The sequence below is a fragment of the Acinetobacter sp. Ac8 genome (assembly GCF_055392545.1).
In genome coordinates, this window is record NZ_AP043689.1 from 2,453,276 (window position 1) to 2,470,151 (window position 16,876).

18 protein-coding genes are annotated in these 16,876 nt (G+C 37.1%); 6 read left to right on the plus strand and 12 right to left on the minus strand.

Annotated elements, in window-relative coordinates; translation table 11 throughout:
* Window positions 1–151: 151 nt before the first annotated feature.
* From ACZ5QH_RS11545 to ACZ5QH_RS11565, 5 genes are all read right to left on the minus strand, one after another.
* Window positions 152–1,018, minus strand: a complete 867-nt coding sequence (locus ACZ5QH_RS11545) for an MBL fold metallo-hydrolase (RefSeq protein ID WP_303576036.1) — start codon at window positions 1,016–1,018, stop codon at window positions 152–154.
* 6 nt (window positions 1,019–1,024) lie between these two features.
* Window positions 1,025–1,435, minus strand: coding sequence for a DUF6691 family protein (locus ACZ5QH_RS11550; RefSeq protein ID WP_303576035.1), 411 nt, complete (start codon window positions 1,433–1,435; stop codon window positions 1,025–1,027).
* 2 nt (window positions 1,436–1,437) lie between these two features.
* On the minus strand, window positions 1,438–1,854 hold the full coding sequence (locus ACZ5QH_RS11555) for a YeeE/YedE family protein (protein ID WP_151802199.1): 417 nt from the start codon (window positions 1,852–1,854) through the stop codon (window positions 1,438–1,440).
* 399 nt (window positions 1,855–2,253) lie between these two features.
* Entirely contained in the window at window positions 2,254–2,997 is a 744-nt protein-coding gene (locus tag ACZ5QH_RS11560) for a zeta toxin (protein ID WP_303576034.1), read from the minus strand.
* Between the two features lie 6 nt (window positions 2,998–3,003).
* Complete coding sequence (locus tag ACZ5QH_RS11565) at window positions 3,004–3,261, minus strand: hypothetical protein (protein WP_303576033.1); 258 nt, start codon at window positions 3,259–3,261, stop codon at window positions 3,004–3,006.
* A 233-nt stretch (window positions 3,262–3,494) separates the two neighbouring features.
* Here ACZ5QH_RS11565 and ACZ5QH_RS11570 point away from each other — a divergent pair, with 233 nt between their 5' ends.
* The 6 genes from ACZ5QH_RS11570 to ACZ5QH_RS11595 all read left to right on the plus strand — a co-directional run bounded on the left by ACZ5QH_RS11570 (window position 3,495) and on the right by ACZ5QH_RS11595 (window position 10,567).
* A complete protein-coding gene (locus ACZ5QH_RS11570) occupies window positions 3,495–3,806 on the plus strand; it encodes an ArsR/SmtB family transcription factor (protein ID WP_004720219.1) in 312 nt (103 codons plus the stop codon).
* Window positions 3,807–3,932: 126 nt separating this feature from the next.
* Window positions 3,933–5,660 (plus strand): SulP family inorganic anion transporter, encoded by a 1,728-nt coding sequence (locus ACZ5QH_RS11575; protein WP_303576032.1) that lies wholly within the window; start codon window positions 3,933–3,935, stop codon window positions 5,658–5,660.
* Window positions 5,661–5,829: 169 nt separating this feature from the next.
* On the plus strand, window positions 5,830–7,026 hold the full coding sequence (sstT, locus tag ACZ5QH_RS11580) for a serine/threonine transporter SstT (protein ID WP_303576031.1): 1,197 nt from the start codon (window positions 5,830–5,832) through the stop codon (window positions 7,024–7,026).
* A 32-nt stretch (window positions 7,027–7,058) separates the two neighbouring features.
* A complete protein-coding gene (locus tag ACZ5QH_RS11585) occupies window positions 7,059–7,733 on the plus strand; it encodes a YoaK family protein (protein WP_004821751.1) in 675 nt (224 codons plus the stop codon).
* 15 nt (window positions 7,734–7,748) lie between these two features.
* A complete protein-coding gene (locus ACZ5QH_RS11590) occupies window positions 7,749–8,285 on the plus strand; it encodes a DUF2058 domain-containing protein (RefSeq protein WP_004821753.1) in 537 nt (178 codons plus the stop codon).
* A gap of 194 nt (window positions 8,286–8,479) precedes the next feature.
* On the plus strand, window positions 8,480–10,567 hold the full coding sequence (locus ACZ5QH_RS11595) for a TonB-dependent receptor plug domain-containing protein (RefSeq protein WP_303576030.1): 2,088 nt from the start codon (window positions 8,480–8,482) through the stop codon (window positions 10,565–10,567).
* A 129-nt stretch (window positions 10,568–10,696) separates the two neighbouring features.
* Here ACZ5QH_RS11595 and ACZ5QH_RS11600 read toward each other — a convergent pair whose 3' ends face one another.
* From ACZ5QH_RS11600 to ACZ5QH_RS11630, 7 genes are all read right to left on the minus strand, one after another.
* Entirely contained in the window at window positions 10,697–11,437 is a 741-nt protein-coding gene (locus tag ACZ5QH_RS11600) for an adenosylcobinamide-GDP ribazoletransferase (protein WP_034616781.1), read from the minus strand.
* Window positions 11,434–12,045: a histidine phosphatase family protein gene (locus tag ACZ5QH_RS11605; RefSeq protein WP_004821760.1), complete on the minus strand. Its 612-nt coding sequence runs from the start codon at window positions 12,043–12,045 to the stop codon at window positions 11,434–11,436. The genes ACZ5QH_RS11600 and ACZ5QH_RS11605 overlap by 4 nt, the downstream gene beginning before the upstream one ends.
* A gap of 30 nt (window positions 12,046–12,075) precedes the next feature.
* A complete protein-coding gene (gene cobT / locus ACZ5QH_RS11610) occupies window positions 12,076–13,128 on the minus strand; it encodes a nicotinate-nucleotide--dimethylbenzimidazole phosphoribosyltransferase (protein ID WP_004821763.1) in 1,053 nt (350 codons plus the stop codon).
* Between the two features lie 80 nt (window positions 13,129–13,208).
* On the minus strand, window positions 13,209–13,721 hold the full coding sequence (gene cobU, locus ACZ5QH_RS11615; RefSeq protein WP_239045565.1) for a bifunctional adenosylcobinamide kinase/adenosylcobinamide-phosphate guanylyltransferase: 513 nt from the start codon (window positions 13,719–13,721) through the stop codon (window positions 13,209–13,211).
* The gene (locus tag ACZ5QH_RS11620) at window positions 13,709–14,377 is read right to left on the minus strand and encodes a 2'-5' RNA ligase family protein (protein ID WP_239045564.1); all 669 of its coding nucleotides are present in this window, start codon (window positions 14,375–14,377) and stop codon (window positions 13,709–13,711) included. Before ACZ5QH_RS11620 ends, cobU begins: the two co-directional genes overlap by 13 nt.
* A 100-nt stretch (window positions 14,378–14,477) precedes the next feature.
* Window positions 14,478–15,152, minus strand: a complete 675-nt coding sequence (locus tag ACZ5QH_RS11625) for an HAD family hydrolase (RefSeq protein ID WP_239045563.1) — start codon at window positions 15,150–15,152, stop codon at window positions 14,478–14,480.
* 63 nt (window positions 15,153–15,215) lie between these two features.
* Window positions 15,216–16,814, minus strand: a complete 1,599-nt coding sequence (locus ACZ5QH_RS11630) for a histidine-type phosphatase (RefSeq protein WP_303576228.1) — start codon at window positions 16,812–16,814, stop codon at window positions 15,216–15,218.
* Window positions 16,815–16,876 lie beyond the last annotated feature (62 nt).

A 16,876-nucleotide genomic window follows, 5' to 3' on the forward strand; every position in this document is an offset into this window, starting at 1 on the left:
ATAAAAAAATCAATCATTGCGTAATTTTCAAGCATATTAAAGAAAATTATTTTAAAAAACTAAATAAATAATCATCGTGATTAAGTCGCATAATTATTGAACAAAAATTCAAATCATTATCATTTAATAAATACATTTTAATTTAAGCAATTTACCTAAAATAATTTAAAGGTAATTTTAAATAACGAATACCATTTATTTCAGGTTCAGGAAATTGACCTGCATTCATATTGATTTGAATGGCTGGAAGGATCAATTTCGGCATAGCCAATGTAGCATCACGCTGTTCCCGCATCGCAATAAAGGCTTGTTTAGTTACCCCTGTATGGATATGGATGTTTTCTTCACGTTGGCTCTTAATGTCTGTTTGGCAATGATAATCTAGGCGTGATTCTGACAGGTAATCATGACATAAATACAACCGAGTATGCTCTGCTAAGTTAAAAATTTTCATTACAGAATCATAAAGTTGTGCCGCACTGCCCTTTGGAAAATCACAACGCGCTGTGCCATAATCAGGCATAAACAAAGTATCACCAACAAAGGCTGCATCACCAATCACATAGGTCAAACAAGCTGGGGTATGACCTGGCGTAGGGAGATTATATGCCTCTAACTCACCAATCTTAAAAATCTCATGATCTTTAAATAAATAATCAAAGGAATGTTGTGCTTTTAAAGCCTGATAATCAAAATTATAAATTTGACTAAAAATATCTTGAACAGTCACAATTTTTTCACTCATGGCGATTTGACCACCTAACTGTTCTTTTAAATATTGTGATGCTGTTAAATGATCTGCATGTACATGTGTTTCAAGAATCCACTGCACTGTAAGATGATGTTTTTGAATATACTGAATAATATGGTCTGCATGTGTTGTCGATGTTGTTGCAGATGCCGCATCATAATCCAATACACTGTCAATAATGGCACAGTATTGAGTTGCAGGATCAACCACCACATAACTAAAGGTATTACTGGCTTCATCAAAAAAATCTTGTACAAATGGATTCATAAAAAATTATGCTCCTGTCACTTTGCGATGAATCAATACGCCAAACAGCATGGCAACAATAAAATATAAGGCTTGATAATAACCCAAACCAATCAATGTAAATGCGGGTGCTGGACAGATTCCAGCTATTCCCCAACCTATACCAAAAATGAAAGCGCCTGCAATTAACTTTGTATCGAGTTGGGTATTTTTTGGTAATTCGATCACTTCATTAAACACAGTCACAGGATGACGTATCGCTTTTTGAGAAGGAATAAATGCAACGACTATTGCGCCAATCATCACAAAAGCCAGACTTGGATCCCACTGGCCAAATATATCTAAAAAACCAATGACTTTTGCTGGATTCGACATCCCCGAAAGCATTAAACCTACAGAAAATAGCCCGCCAAAGATAAATGCAAAGATATTTTTCATGATTAAGCTCCAATCACATGACGCATCACATACACTGTGATAAATCCAGCCAGCATAAAGGTACAAGTCGCAACAATTGAGCGTTTAGACAAACGACTTATCCCACAAATTCCATGACCACTGGTACAGCCTGAACCTAATCGTGTGCCAAAGCCAACCAATAGACCTGCGATGACAAGTAAAATTGGGCTTGTCGTTAGCATCACGATTTCAGGATTAAAAATCACTCCATAGATAAATGGTGTACTGAATAAGCCCAATAAAAACCACAAAGCAGGTGTTTTAAAAATTCTGTGTGGATTGAGGACTTGTGCAATTAGACCACTTACCCCAGCAACACGACCATTTACAAATAAGTAGCCAACTACAGCCAGCCCAAGTAGAACTCCTCCCAAAAAGGCCAGTATAAAATCATGCATTGCTTTAAATCCATACAATATATGTTTTTATAATATATATTTATTTAAATTAATCAACCTCATCTTCAGATAATGATATATAGAAATGTGCAAATCAAAGTCATAACTGCAAATATAATCGCTATATGATTAGCTACGAATTGCACAGCCTAATTTTTAGTTTTGATTTAAATCTTTGAATAGCTTTATTCATATTTATAATGAATAATCAATGGCTTATAATTTATTTTAATTTTTAATATTTTGCCAATAAACTTCGTTTATCAACCCTTTTTAATACGATAAATCAACATAAAACCCCCTCATTCTTGCCTTATCCTAAACGAAGAAGAAACTTTTAATACCAATATGCTTCACTCAACATGATTTTTTGTTTATCAAACAGATCTAATCTTAAAGTTAATTAAATTCACTCAATACTTTGTCTACAAACCATTTAGGGAAATGCTCTACAACAGGATTTAGTTTTAGTACTTCAGCCTTTTCGATCTCTGCAATAAAAGCTGCTTTTTCACCGTGACTTGAATTATCAAAAATATATGCACGATCTGAGGCTTCAATTGCCAACATCAATAAATCTAAACTACGGTAATAGCGCTCACAGATTTTCTGCACTGGTACAGCATGACCACCTGTAGCGACCCGATATTGCACACGTCCAATATTAATTTTTGGGTCAACGGTTGCCACATAGTACAGATACGTTTTAAAGCCTTGTTTCTGGGCTTCACGTAGAAACTCTACTTTGCTGATATGCGACATCACAGTTTCAAAAGTGAAACTCATTTTTAACCTTAAAAATTCCATCCGAATAAAATCGATAATGCGTGCGCAAAGATAGGAGTCGATTTCATCTCGGTTAAATATAATGAGTCCATCCACAATTTGTGGTTTTGAGGATAATAGCGGCACGACTTGGTCATTCTTTTTACGTTTTTTTTGTTTTAAAAATTTCAGTAACGCTGCGCTAGATAAATCATGATGATAATCATCTAAGCACAAACTTTGAGTCGCAGATAATTGTTTTACAAGCTCATCTGCATTTAAATATGCCCCAATCTGATGGGGCGCTAAATAGTCTTTAATTGTGCTTTTACCTGATCCGTTTGGACCAGCAAACATTCTTATTCTTGGCTGTCGCATATAAAGTTATGCCATCACCTCTTGTTTCTTTTTACGTTTTAACACACTGTGTTTAAGCTTGGGAACCACATAGGCAGAAGATAAATCTTCAACAACTTTGACTTCACCATTGCTTTGTTGGACCAGCTGTTGATCTTTTACATAAGTGATTGTAGCGTTTGACTGACTTGCATGATTAAATGCCGCACTAAACGCATCGATAGCAAGCACTGGAATCGTTGCTTCCTCACGTAATGTCGTCTTCATTGCTGTAAATGTCGTCATGTCAAATATCCTCAGCTTGATTTTTAGCTGTAGTTACATCTTAACATATCACTTATTTTTGTCTATTTATTCAACTGTAAACAGAGAAAATCTAGTTCTGTAGAAAGTTAAAACAGAATGTGAAGATATATTCACAAAATTGATTTAGAAATTCATCAAAAAACATAAGCTAAAAGCCATACGACATGCACTGACACAGTTATACTGTATTAAATAATGGATGGAACCTACCGATGTCTAGTGATCTTGAAATTGATGTAATGCGTGAATCAGCTGCATCAGTCGTGACTATTTTAAAATCTTTAGCCAATACAGATCGCTTACTCATTTTATGCCATCTTGCTCAAGAAGAGTTAAATGTTTCGCAAATAGAAGAAAAAACTCAGATTAATCAACCGACGCTCTCTCAACAATTGATGATGTTACGTAAAAGTGATGTTGTTTCAACACGTCGTGATGGGAAGCAAATTTATTATTCTATTAAAGATCAAAAACTGACAGTGGTATTAACAACCTTATATGATTTGTATTGCCCACAGGTTTAATACACATCTTAGCGTCTAGATAAATTTAAAATAAAAACAAACAATTCAGTATATAAGTTAGCTGTCGCTATTTTTCTTAGCATTTTTTCTGCATAATATATATGAAAATATGCTAATGAAGTTCCAATGGCTGCCCCAAAAGTTCAACTCAGTAAAATACTCCCTGCATGGCAATGGCTGCAAGACTATAATGTCCCTAAATTTAGGGCTGATCTACTTGCTGCTTTAATCGTCATTGCAATGCTTGTACCTCAAGGTATGGCTTATGCCATGGTTGCTGGGTTGCCTCCTGTGACTGGCTTATATGCCAGTATTTTACCCATGATCATCTATGCCATTGTGGGTGGCAGTCCAACACTTTCTATTGGTCCTGTTGCACTGATTTCCATGATGACCTTTGCTACGCTTGAACCGCTCTATGAGGTGGGTTCACCTGTATATATTCAAGCAGCATGTTTATTGGCACTTCTCGTCGGCATACTTTCAAGTTTACTGGGAATTTTTAGATTCGGCTTTTTAATCCGTTTAATCAGCCATCCTGTGATTAAGAGTTTTATCATCGCATCCGCAGTATTGATTGCACTCAGCCAAGTTAAGTTTATGCTCGATGTTCCCTTAAAATCAGGCAATATTATCGAGTTTATTCAAAGCATATGGCAATACATTAGCTTTACCAGTATTGAGACTTTAATTTTTGGTGTCTGTGCGATTCTGTTTTTGATTTACATCCCGGTTTTTTTTAAATCTAAGTTATGCCAATCTTATGCACATTCTCTACAATTCTGGGTGAAAGCACTGCCCTTGGTTCTGGTGTTTATTTCGATTGCGTTAATACATTTCCTGCATATAGACCAATTTGGTATCAAAACCGTGGGGGAGATTCCTTCGGGATTTCCACCAATTGCCATGCCTTACTGGCGTTGGGATTTGGTGATCCAACTTTTACCCGGTGCAGCAATGATTACCATGGTGAGTTTTGTCGAATCTATTTCTATTGCACAGACCACAGCATTTCAACAACGTAGTGAGCTTAATAGTAATCAAGAGCTGATTGCACTGGGTTTAGCCAACTTTAGTGCAGGTGTCACGTCAGCATTTCCTGTGACTGGCAGTTTATCACGTACAGTGGTTAATGCAGATGCAGGCGCAAAAACGCCTATGGCTGGTGTGTTATCTTCAATTTTTATCGTGATTGTGAGTTTATATTTTACCGGTTTATTTAAACAACTTCCTTTAGCGATTCTCGCTGTCACCATTATGGTATCCATTTGGAAATTGGTTGATTTTAAACCCTTTATCGAAACATGGCGTTATTCCAAAGCCGATGGGATTGCCATGTGGGTCACATTCTTTGGGGTGTTGTGTATCGATATTTCAACAGGTTTGATTATTGGTATTGTTTCTACATTTTTATTGCTGTTATGGCGTATTAGCCGTCCGCATATTGCCGTCATTGGCTTAGTTGAAGGCACGCAACATTTCCGCAATATTTCAAGACATGATGTATTGACCAGTACCAATATTGTGTCTATTCGTATAGATGAAAATCTAAGTTTTTTAAATGCCAATACCTTAAAAGAATTTATCATTTTAGAAGTCAGTAAACACCCAGAACTACATCATGTGGTGATCAATTGCTCAAGTATTAGTAATATTGATGCAAGTGCTTTAGAAACTCTGGAAGAAATCAACAGTGATTTAAATAAATTAAAAATTCAAATGCATCTCACGGAAGTCAAAGGTCCAGTCATGGATCGTTTAAAACAGTCCAATTTAATTAAACAGCTCAGTGGAAATATTTATTTAACGCATTACCAAGCCATGCATCAATTGGATGCCCAAACTTTTAGTTAAATAATCGTTTAAATTATCAACATTTTTTATTATGATTGCTGAAAAAGCTATATATTTTTTAATATCTTAATTTTTATGGCGAAATTGTATTATTTAAGTTTTCGCTTTTAGGTATAGAATACGCGGCTTGTTCATCGATTTTAGACCAGTTTAGGCATAAAGGTTCAACATGTTTGCTGTCCTAGCACGTTTAAGTTTAGTTACTCGTATTCTTATTGCCATTATTCTTGGTTTTATAGTTGCGTATCTATTCCCCAATTCAGCCCAATATTTCATTATTTTAGGCGAGCTTTTTATTAAAGCATTAAAATCCATTGCACCAATTCTTGTATTTGTCTTGGTTCTTTCATCTATTGCTAACTTTAAAGTTGGTGAAGGCGCGAGTAACTTAAAACCAATTCTTGGATTATATGCAATTGGAATGTTATTGGCTGCGATAAGTGCCATTACGATTAGCACAATGTTTCCAAGTACTTTGGTTTTTGCACATGCAAGCGAAGTGACTTTACAGCCACCGGGTAGCGTAGCAGAAGTATTAAAAAATCTACTCCTTAGTTTTATTACCAATCCAATAACGGCTTTACACGAGGCAAATTTTATTGGCATTTTAGCTTGGGCTGTAGGCTTAGGTGCGGCACTTCGTCACGGTTCAGAAACCACTCAACAAGTGATTACAGATATTGCGGATGCGACGAATGCCATTATTCGTGTGGTGATTGCTTTTGCTCCTGTGGGGATTTTTGGCTTAGTTGTTGCAACATTTGCGCAAGCAGGTTTAGAAACCTTAAAAAACTACGCACACTTAATTGCTATACTCGTTGGTACCATGCTTTTTGTAGCCCTCGTGATCAATCCATTGATTGTTGGTTTTGTGATGCGTAAAAACCCATATCCTTTGGTTTTAAAATGCTTAAGAGAAAGTGGAATCACTGCATTCTTTACCCGTAGTTCTGCGGCAAATATTCCAGTAAACCTTGACTTGGCAAAACGCTTAGGGGTAAATGATACTACTGCTAACGTTGCGATCCCATTAGGTGCAACAATTAACATGGCAGGTGCAGCGGTAACAATTACCGTGCTCACCCTCGCTGCTGTGCATACACTTGGTATTCAAGTTGATATCGTCACTATGGTAATCTTATCTGTAGTTTCTGTGGTAACGGCTTGTGGTGCATCTGGTGTTGCTGGTGGTTCTCTGTTGTTAATTCCCGTGGCTTGTGGTTTATTTGGTATTCCTTCAGAAATCTCAATGCAAGTAATTGCAATTGGTATGGTGATTAGTGTGCTTCAAGACTCAACAGAAACAGCATTGAATTCCTCGACTGATGTCTTATTTACAGCAGCAGTTGATCTTTCTAAAAAGTAATATACAAGGTATATGAATAAAAAGAAGGAATTATGCCTCTACAGTATTTGCCCGTTTGGATTCAACTAGGTGCGTTTATGCTTGCAGTCAATGCAGGCATAATTAATGTGCTTGGTTTGATTACCGTCCTTCATCAATCCATCTCTCATATGACGGGCAATGCCAGTTTATTTGCGCAAGCACTGATTCATCAACAATATGATCATGTGCTTTACCTTTTCTTAGTCATGCTCAGTTATGTGATTGGATCAAGTTATAGTGGCTTTATTTTAGGTAATAGCAATTTTAAACTGGGTCGTAGATATGGCGTTCCACTCAGTCTTGTCAGTGTGTTTATTTTGCTTTGCTGGTTATTTATTCCTTATTATCCAAAATATGCTTTACTCTGGGCAAGTACCGCAATGGGGATGCAAAATGCCATGGTCAGCCACTATAAAGGCACAATTATCCGCACTACACATCTTTCAGGGGTTTTAACTGATCTTGGTTTGGCTTTAGGCTATCTGTTTCGAGGACTCGGTATTGAAAAGCGCCGTGTTACATTACATTTATTGATTCTTTGCGGATTTATTCTGGGTGGGCTGATTGCCAGTATCGTGTATCCTTATTTACAATTAAATTCATTCCTTATCCCTGCTGGATTAAGTTTAATACTCAGCTTAACGTATTGGTTTATTTATTTTCGGCATGGTTCGAAACACATTTAATGGTTGGTTATTGTTATGGTCAAAAACGCATTGCAAGCACAGTTACTCAAAGCTGGCTTAGTGGATAATAAAAAAGCAAAGAAATTGTCAAAGCAGGCACAGCACGAACAACGAACAGGTCAGAGTAATGAAGCTGAGCTTAAAGCTAAAATTGAACAAGACAAACAAGAGAAAATCAGTAAAGACCAAGCGCTGAATCAAGAGAAACAACGCATTTTAGATGAAAAAGCCTTAAAAGCTTCAATTATCCAAATGATTGGTCAACATAAAATCACAGATACAGATGGCGATGCGGTCTATCAGTTTATCGATGGTTCGGTTAAGAAAATCTATATCAATCAGCAAGTTTATAATGCCTTGGTTTCAGGCAGTTTGGTAATTGCACATGACAATAATGATGCCTACGCAATTTTACCCAAAGCTTTGGGTGAACGTATCAATGAAAAAATGACTGGATTTATTATTGTCAATAATTCTGAGAAGAATGAACAAGTGACAGATGAGGAAGATCCTTATGCTGCTTATGTTATTCCAGATGACTTGATGTGGTAATCCCCTGTTCTATTTTTCAGTTTATATTTTTAGAAATTTCATCAGCCTAATGCTTCACTCATTAGGCTTTTTTTTGATTTAAATAAAAACAAATTCAGCATTAAATTTATTTTTCATCCATGCACTTTTCCTCAAAATTTCTACATAATTGTGCGCTAATCTTACGCGAAATTACATAAATGGAACGATGCAACATGCACCGTACAAAACTTTACTGGGGTACATTGAGTACTTTAAGCCTTGCAATATTCGCCATTACCTCTGCAAGCCTTGCAAATGATGAAACAATATCTGCAAATAAAACTACTGAAGCGACTCAACTTAAAGAAAATGAATCACCAAAACAATTAAAAACCTTGGTTTTTGCCGCTGAACAAACACATGCTAAAGATCCTGATATCAGTGCGGTCGCTAAAACCATTGTGACACGTGAAGAAATGCTGCAATTCGGCGATCAATCGGTCAATGATGCTTTAAGACGTGCAGCAGGTTTTCAAATGCCAACACCTGGACAAGGACCACGTGGATCAAGCGGTTCAGGCAGCATGCGTTTTCGTGGTGGTGGCGCACCAGTATTTTTGATTAATGGTGAAGCCGTACAAGGTGGACCACGTGGTGGTATGTCTATTGTTGACTCAATTACGCCTGAAATGATTGAACGAATTGAAATCACCAAACAACCTAGTGTAGCTCAAGCCTCAGTTGCCTCATCCGCAGTGATCAATATCATTTTAAAAGAACCCTTAGACGATGCTCGAATCAGTGGCAATGTTAAATTAGGATATGGCATCACCCATTCGGATCAAAAAGAAGAACAGCGTAAAAATATCAGTGTACAAGCAGATGGGCGTGATGGTGCATGGATTTACAGTGTTTCAGCCAATCAAATGTGGAATGACAGCAAATCAAGCACAGAAATTGAAAATATAAATGGTACACGCCAACAAATACGCACTACCAATCGTACAAATACCATGTTTGCACCACGTGTTGAATATCAAATTGATGATCAACAAAAACTGGTTTCAGAAATTTTTTATCGTAAGAATGAAAGTGAAGGCTCTAGTAGTAATCAAGTTCAAAATGATAAAAATGACAGTATTCGTTTAAATACCCGTTATGAGCGTAAAGATAAAGGTGACTCAGACAAAGTCCGCTTGTCTATTGAAAAGCAAAATGAAACTGAATCCACTCGTTCCAATCAATACAGTTCTTATATTGATGAAACTGTGAATGAATACGGCTTAGCGTATGATGGGGTACGCAAGTTTGACGAAAGCAAACAAGTAAAATTTGGACTTGATGCGCGTGCCAATGCGCTAGCAAGCAATATTGCTGATACATTAGATGAGCAACGTTACGCACTTTATTTGGAAGGCAGTTGGAAGTTTTCAAAACGTCAAACGCTTACCGTGGGCGCACGTCAGGAATGGTTAGAACGTTCAGGCTTGGTTGAATACAGTGATCAAAACCTCAGCCCTGTGCTTGCACACCGTTTAGACTTTAACGATCAATGGTCTTTGCAAACCAATATTAGTCGCGCCTTTAAAAGTCCAAATAGTAACAATCTCATGCCGACTGTTTCCATTTCAACAGATGCTGATGCAGGCTCTATCAATAACCCAGACCGTGGTGGTAATCCCAATCTTCGGCCTGAAAAAATCACCGCACTGGAAACAACCTTGGGTTATAACACTACTGCAGGTGGCGTAAATATTACGGTTTTTCATCGAGATATTGATGACTATATCGAAAAAGTGATTCGTCAAGAAGGCACACGCTTTGTTGAACGTCCGTATAATCAAGACCAAGCAACAACCTACGGTGTAGAAATTTCAGGTCGCTATGCTTTAAAACAAACCGAAAATGGTCATTCATTTATGTTGAATGGACAATTATCGACGGTACGCGCCAAAATCGAAGATACCGACCATAATACCCGTTTAGCCAGTGATGTTGCCCCTTATACAGCAAGTACAGGCGTTTCATACAATTACCAGCCTTGGCAATTGTCAAGCAGTATTAATCTAAGCTACACGCCTGAATTTACCCGTGCTTTAGACAATCTTCCCTATGATCGTACAACCAATCAACGTGTAAATGTGGATATTAGTGCGACAAAACGCTTCCCTAAAGGCTGGGCAACAACACTGAGTGCTCGTAATATTTTGAGTACAGACTATAAAGAGCGCTTAAATAATCAAAGTGATGGTGCTTTATATGAAGCTCGGGTCAATGATGCTATTCCAAGCTTCTTGTTCAGTGTAGAGAAAAAATTCTAATTTTGATTAGCATAGATATATAAATCAAAATCTTATTAATTATTTACTGATAAATAATGAGTAGATAAACATAAATAAGTGATCAATTTAAAAACCGAAGTTTTAAAAACTTCGGTTTTTTTAATCTTATTAAATATAAAAACCACAAATGATAAAACAGAGTAAACAGACGGTTTCTGCGATTTCTATACTGGCACCAATGGTGTCACCCGTAATCCCATCGATTCGTTGAATAAACTTATAGCGTAGATAAATTAAGGTGAGGATAAAAATCGTTGCGGTCACCAAACCAACCCAAACAAAATAACCTGCGCCCAATAAACTGATACCAAAAATGATCATTGCCCAAGTTTTAGGGATATATTGAGCAATGGACCAGCCTAAGCCCTTTTCACGGACATATTCAGTGGTCAGAAATAAAAATAATGGTGTTAAACGCCCTAAAATAGGAAATAGAATCAAAGCAGTATAGTGTTGTTCCTGTAATAACACATACAGTGCAGACCATTTAATCAAACAGATAACAATTAAACTCAGCACACCAAACGGTCCACATGCTGGGTCTTTCATAATTCTTAAGGTATTTTCTTTATCACCAAAGCCACCGACCCAAGCATCCGCAGTATCCGCTAAACCATCTAAATGTAAGCCACCCGTGAGCAAAATCCAGATGACCAGAATAATGGTACTGAGTAAAACTACAGGCAAAACATGTAGAAAACTGGCAACGGCAAACAGAACCAAACCAATCAAAAGCCCAATCACTGGATAAAATAGCAGTGACTGACCATTTTGTTTTGGCGAAGGCATATTTTTTAAATAAACAGGGAAAATCGTTAAAAATTGCAATGCAATAAAAAATGGGGTCATTTATTGCTCTCCAATAACTCTAATTGCATGGTTTCGCTGTCCAACATAAAGCGATTTAATTGCCCAAGCTCAGCAGACATTTTTAAAATATCATCAAGAGATTGTTGTAGCGCCATACATTTTAAAAGCTTAATCACACCACCATGCGTCACAATCAAAGCTGTTTGACTTTGTGTAATCAGCATTTGTTCTTTGATCGCTTGTAATGCTTGCTTAATTCGATACTGAAAATCTAAATATCTTTCAGCATTTGGTGGAGTATAACGTGTCGGAGATTGCCAAAAATTTTCCAATAACTCAGGCGTTTTTGCATAAATCTGCTGTGTTGAAATACCTTCCCAATCACCAAAATGAATTTCTTGTAATCGATGATCTTGCATTAGTGGTATTTGAACTTGTTCAGAAAGTCTCTGTGCAAATGAGAAACAGCGCTTTAAAGGCGAGCTAAACATAAAATCCCATTGTGTTTGCACAGAGGATTGATCATAGGAAATGGTCTGGTGCATTTGTTGCCAGCCCAATTCTGTCAATTCATCATCAGTCGAACCACGCAAAGTATGATTCAGCGTAGTTTCCCCGTGACGTAATAGATCAATCCTCAATTTCATGCATATGCTCTTTTTGAATTATGAATAAATTTAAACTTTCTCGCCAATTACCGCAGCTTCAGCAAAAGTGGCCATATTGTTATGTAAACTACATGCCAACTTAATCACACCCAAGGCAGCACCCGCACCACTGCCTTCCCCCAAACGTAAATTAAGCTTTAATAATGGATCAGCATTCAACTCTTGTAATAGGCGTTGATGCCCATATTCAGCAGACTGATGACCGAACAACATCCATTGTCGAACTTCAGGATTGAGTCGTACCGCGACTAATGCCGCCACAGAACTAATAAAGCCATCGACAATTACAGGCATCCCGAGTTGAGCACAGCGAATATAAGCTCCTGTCATTGCAGCAATTTCTAAGCCACCTACAGCACACAAAACTTTAAATGCATCATTTTCAACATAATTTTTATGTAACTCAAGTGAATGCTGAATGATATTTTTTTTATGAATCAACTGATCAGCACGAATCCCCGTGCCTACACCTGTCAGTTGCTCAGCTGGTTCATTTAATAAGAAACATGCAATCGCTGAAGCTGAACAGGTATTTCCAATCCCCATTTCCCCAGCAATGTAAATTGAAGCACCCTGTGCAATGGCTTTTTCTACACTCTCACGCCCTAGCGCCATGGCTTGCTGACATTGTTGTTCAGTCATTGCCACTTGTTGAGCAAAATTGGCAGTCCCTTGAGCGATACTATGACGTTCAACGCCTTGATATTGGTAAACCTCACCCACTGTGCCGCAATCAATGACTTGTAAAGTCGCAGCATATTCTTTAGCAATCACACTGATACAAGCCCCACCCGTTGCAAAGTTTTGCAACATTTGGCGCGTTACAGCTTGCGGATATGCTGAAATATTTTCAGCCATTACCCCATGATCACCTGCAAAAATCGTGATCCAAGGTTTATCTACATTCGGTTTTGAATTACTTTGCAAAGCTGCCAATTGCACGGCGACATTTTCCAAAACAGACAGCGAGCCTGTTGGCTTGGTCAATTGTAATTGACGTTCTTCAGCCTGTTGTTTTGTTTCTGCGTTTGGCACTTTACATGCTTCTAACCACCAATTCATTGTTGCTCTCCATCTCGTATTTTAAAAATTCATTGTTAATCGTTAAAATGCTCAAGTTTATATGATAAAAATCACAATATTTATCCTTTTAATAACATCGGAAAACCTGCGATGCAAAACACTACTTTATCAGCTATTTGACCTAATAGTTGATGTAAACGTCCTGATTCATCAACAAATTTTCGAGTTATTTCACCCATTGGTATAACACCGAGTCCTGTTTCATTGCTAACTAAAACAATTTTAGACTTTAATGTAGGTAGAATTTTCAGCAATTTTTCACATTCGATGCGCTGAAGATTTGAGTCCTCATGCATCAATAAATTACTCATCCATAAGGTTAAGCAATCCACCAAAATCACTTGTTCTTGTTGATCTATTTTTTTTAAACAATCGGCTAGGTAAAGTGGTTCTTCAATCAGCCGCCATGCATCAGGTCGTTGTGTCTGATGGTGTGAAATACGTTGTCGCATTTCATCATCCCATGCTTGTGCGGTAGCAATATAAACAACTTGTAGATTTGAGTCTTTTGCGATCTGTTCAGCTAATTTACTTTTGCCAGAACGCGCGCCACCTAGGATTAATTGCAACATAAATTTGACTCCCAAGATCCATCTGTTTTTTTCGGATTGAGTATAAGCTGATGTAACGTAGCTAAAGGCCCCTGTAAGACTTGCGCTTGATATATACCAAAATTAAGCTGATCAATGCCAATTTCAAAACTTTTTTGATCAATCGTTTCGATAGCCTTAAATATTTGTTGCGCTTTAAACTCAGCTGAATACAAACCTAAGGTGATATGCGGACAATAATCTAAAGCAGCAATTTCTTGGCTTGAATGGGATAATAATTGTCGAATATTGCTTAGGCTATTTTCGTGATCTTGAATTTCTATAAATAAAGCACTGCTAAAACTATTTATTTTTCCTGTTGTTAATTTAAAACTATTTAACTGGTTTTGGCTCAAAATTTTAAGCTGTTGTTGAAATTTACTTTGGATAAAATCATCATCAAATTGCTTTTTATCTTCGGTTAGAAAGCCACAAATATACAATGTGATATGAAATTGGCGTGTGTTGGGGTGCAATAAATAGTTTGAGAATTTTTCTGTTAAATCGCTTAAATAAGCCAATAATTCAGGATGATGAATTTCGATATACCATAAGGCGTAGTGTTTTCTCCCTTTGTGCCACTCGGGATAATCATGTGTCTCAGTTGGAGTTGTTAAACTTTGAGAACCTAAAAACACATCAAATTCACATTAATTTTAATGCTTCTATTAAAGCACGTAATCATCATGTTTAAATCTTGAATTGACTGAGTGTTGTTCAATTGAAAATGAATTTTATTCAGTCAGATTTTATGATTGCTTGATAAAAATCCAACATAGATTCAAAGTAGTAATCTGCTCTTGCCAGCATGGTCTGATTTGGCGCTTTAATATCCTCAATCAAAATCGTTACTCCCCCAGCCAAATCTGCTGAAGTAATCCCATTTTCAGAATCTTCAATCATCAAGCTGTGTTGCGGATTTAGATTTAATAACGTGCAGGCTTTGTTAAAAATTTCTGGGTGTGGTTTACCTTGTATCACGTCATCGCCACAGACCAACAAGGTAAAATAATGATCAATTTTTGCAAGTTTTAAATATTTTTCAGCAATTTTTCGGGTACTAGATGTAGCGACAGCCAATCGGATATTTTGAGATTGCAAATAAGCTAATATTTCTAAAAGCCCAGCTTTCACTGGTACGCCTTGCGACAAAATCATCTCAAGTTCAATTTGTTCAGCACGTTGCCGAATGTGCTGGTAAGGGATATCTTGACCATAAAACTTTTGTGCTAAGTGTTCTGAGCTTAACGCATTAAGCCCTAAACATTGCATCAAATAATCTAAGCTAAATTCTACACCAGTGATTTCCAAAGACGCTTGTTTTAACACATCAAACCTAAGCCGTTCAGTGTCCAGCATCGTACCGTCCATATCAAAAATAGCAGCTTGAATCGTATGTTGCTGGAATTTCACAGTGTCCCTTTTATAAACAGATTAAAAGGGAGAAACCCGTTCTCCCTCAAATTTTATAGCAATCTATTGAATACTATAACATTGTTTCAACTTTAAATAATCATAATAATAGCTGTTTGCTTTATAGCGGGCATAATCACAACCTTTTTTAAAAGCAATCTCTTTTTCGTTATAGAGCATTTTTAACAAAGTCTGCCCTTGCGAATTCTGATAAATATCCCACTGTAAGTTTGCTGCCATCGGTGAGATATCTTCACCACGCCACGCACTATTTGAATAATTAAACGTCTGCGTCAAGGGCACAGATTGCATCATCCCCTTTAACTCTAAGCTGGTGGCTAAAGGGATTATGATTTCAGCATGAGCAAATCTTAATACAGCAACATTCTTTTGTGTATTGCTCATAACATCATCAACTTGTTTAAATAAATCCTGTTTGAGTGATTTGGCAATATCTGTTGTTACAGCTTTGCCTGTATCAAAGCTTGGGCCCTTACTATAAAAATCATTGGCATCGTTATATTGCGCATAAAACTTAGCCGCTTCAATTGGCATATATTTTTTAAAATTTGTCGCTCCAAGCTCGTCTTGCATTCCGCCAGTGATTGAATACAACTCGTACACATAAGCAGCAGCATCTACTGCACTGGCAATGGTATTTTTCCCCTTTCCTTTTTCAGTAATCTGTTCACCTTTAGGGCTTGTTACAGTGAATGATCCTGAATTACTAAAGCTATAGCCAGTTTGACCAATTTTTTGAATAAATGCTGTTTTAAAAATTGGGCTTAATACTTCTGTTGCGATTTTTTGCGCATTAGGATCTGCACTCAATGTTTTAATTTTTTGTTTTAAATCTGGATCATTCTCTTCAAAATCTTGATATTTTAAACTAGCCGCATAGACTGTTTTGTCTAAATCCGTTTTAACATTGGCCAAATCGTCTTGTGCATTTAAACTATGAAAATACAGATGAAAGCGATTTACCCCGCCATCGACAATACTTGGTATAGAGGTACTGTTGAGGCTTTGATAGCTTGCTGGTGTAATTGCAGTCTTTAAACTTGGTTGCTGTTTCAACAATTCATTGGTAAAAAATTTAGCACTGTCCACCGCACGATCCACACCCGAGCTAACGATCTGTACAGATTTACCTTGTTGACTGGCTTGATTAAACAATTGTGGTAAGCGTTGTAATAAGCGATCTGCAATACCCTGATGTTCTTTAATACCTACAGAAGTTTCGTTGCCATAGCCATACTGGCGTATACCTTCCACTCCATAACCCAATAGAATATTGGCTTTCATCATGGCTTCTAAATCAGCACCCAATTGTTCACCCAATGGCGTTAAGGCATTTTCCTGTTTTGCTTTTAACCACATGTTGTATAAAGCTAAATCATATTTAATACTCGATAAACCTCGTGAACCATGTCGAGCAACTAATTCTGTAAAAACTGCACGATAACCTGCTGGCGTTGCTTCATAACTGCTTAGTTTCTGCTGAGGTTGATAGGGTTGTTTGGTCTGTAAATATAGTGATGTATCAGCTTTAGGTGGGACGACAACAGCTGAATTATCATCATGATCATTATTGCAGGCTGTTAAAAATAGTCCTGAAGCAAAACAAATGATTAGCGAATGTTTAATTTTAAATGGTTTCATCATTGAAATGTCATATTTGATTTAATGCAGGCAAACTAATCAAAGAACATGACACTGGTATG

Coding starts and splice junctions, on each gene's coding strand:
- ACZ5QH_RS11545 (WP_303576036.1), bottom strand. CDS start 1,018: ATGAATCCATTTGTACAAGATTTTTTTGATGAAGCCAGTAATACCTTT.
- ACZ5QH_RS11550 (WP_303576035.1), bottom strand. CDS start 1,435: ATGAAAAATATCTTTGCATTTATCTTTGGCGGGCTATTTTCTGTAGGT.
- ACZ5QH_RS11555 (WP_151802199.1), bottom strand. CDS start 1,854: ATGCATGATTTTATACTGGCCTTTTTGGGAGGAGTTCTACTTGGGCTG.
- ACZ5QH_RS11560 (WP_303576034.1), bottom strand. CDS start 2,997: ATGCGACAGCCAAGAATAAGAATGTTTGCTGGTCCAAACGGATCAGGT.
- ACZ5QH_RS11565 (WP_303576033.1), bottom strand. CDS start 3,261: ATGACGACATTTACAGCAATGAAGACGACATTACGTGAGGAAGCAACG.
- ACZ5QH_RS11570 (WP_004720219.1), top strand. CDS start 3,495: ATGTCTAGTGATCTTGAAATTGATGTAATGCGTGAATCAGCTGCATCA.
- ACZ5QH_RS11575 (WP_303576032.1), top strand. CDS start 3,933: ATGGCTGCCCCAAAAGTTCAACTCAGTAAAATACTCCCTGCATGGCAA.
- sstT (WP_303576031.1), top strand. CDS start 5,830: ATGTTTGCTGTCCTAGCACGTTTAAGTTTAGTTACTCGTATTCTTATT.
- ACZ5QH_RS11585 (WP_004821751.1), top strand. CDS start 7,059: ATGCCTCTACAGTATTTGCCCGTTTGGATTCAACTAGGTGCGTTTATG.
- ACZ5QH_RS11590 (WP_004821753.1), top strand. CDS start 7,749: ATGGTCAAAAACGCATTGCAAGCACAGTTACTCAAAGCTGGCTTAGTG.
- ACZ5QH_RS11595 (WP_303576030.1), top strand. CDS start 8,480: ATGCACCGTACAAAACTTTACTGGGGTACATTGAGTACTTTAAGCCTT.
- ACZ5QH_RS11600 (WP_034616781.1), bottom strand. CDS start 11,437: ATGACCCCATTTTTTATTGCATTGCAATTTTTAACGATTTTCCCTGTT.
- ACZ5QH_RS11605 (WP_004821760.1), bottom strand. CDS start 12,045: ATGAAATTGAGGATTGATCTATTACGTCACGGGGAAACTACGCTGAAT.
- cobT (WP_004821763.1), bottom strand. CDS start 13,128: ATGAATTGGTGGTTAGAAGCATGTAAAGTGCCAAACGCAGAAACAAAA.
- cobU (WP_239045565.1), bottom strand. CDS start 13,721: ATGTTGCAATTAATCCTAGGTGGCGCGCGTTCTGGCAAAAGTAAATTA.
- ACZ5QH_RS11630 (WP_303576228.1), bottom strand. CDS start 16,814: ATGAAACCATTTAAAATTAAACATTCGCTAATCATTTGTTTTGCTTCA.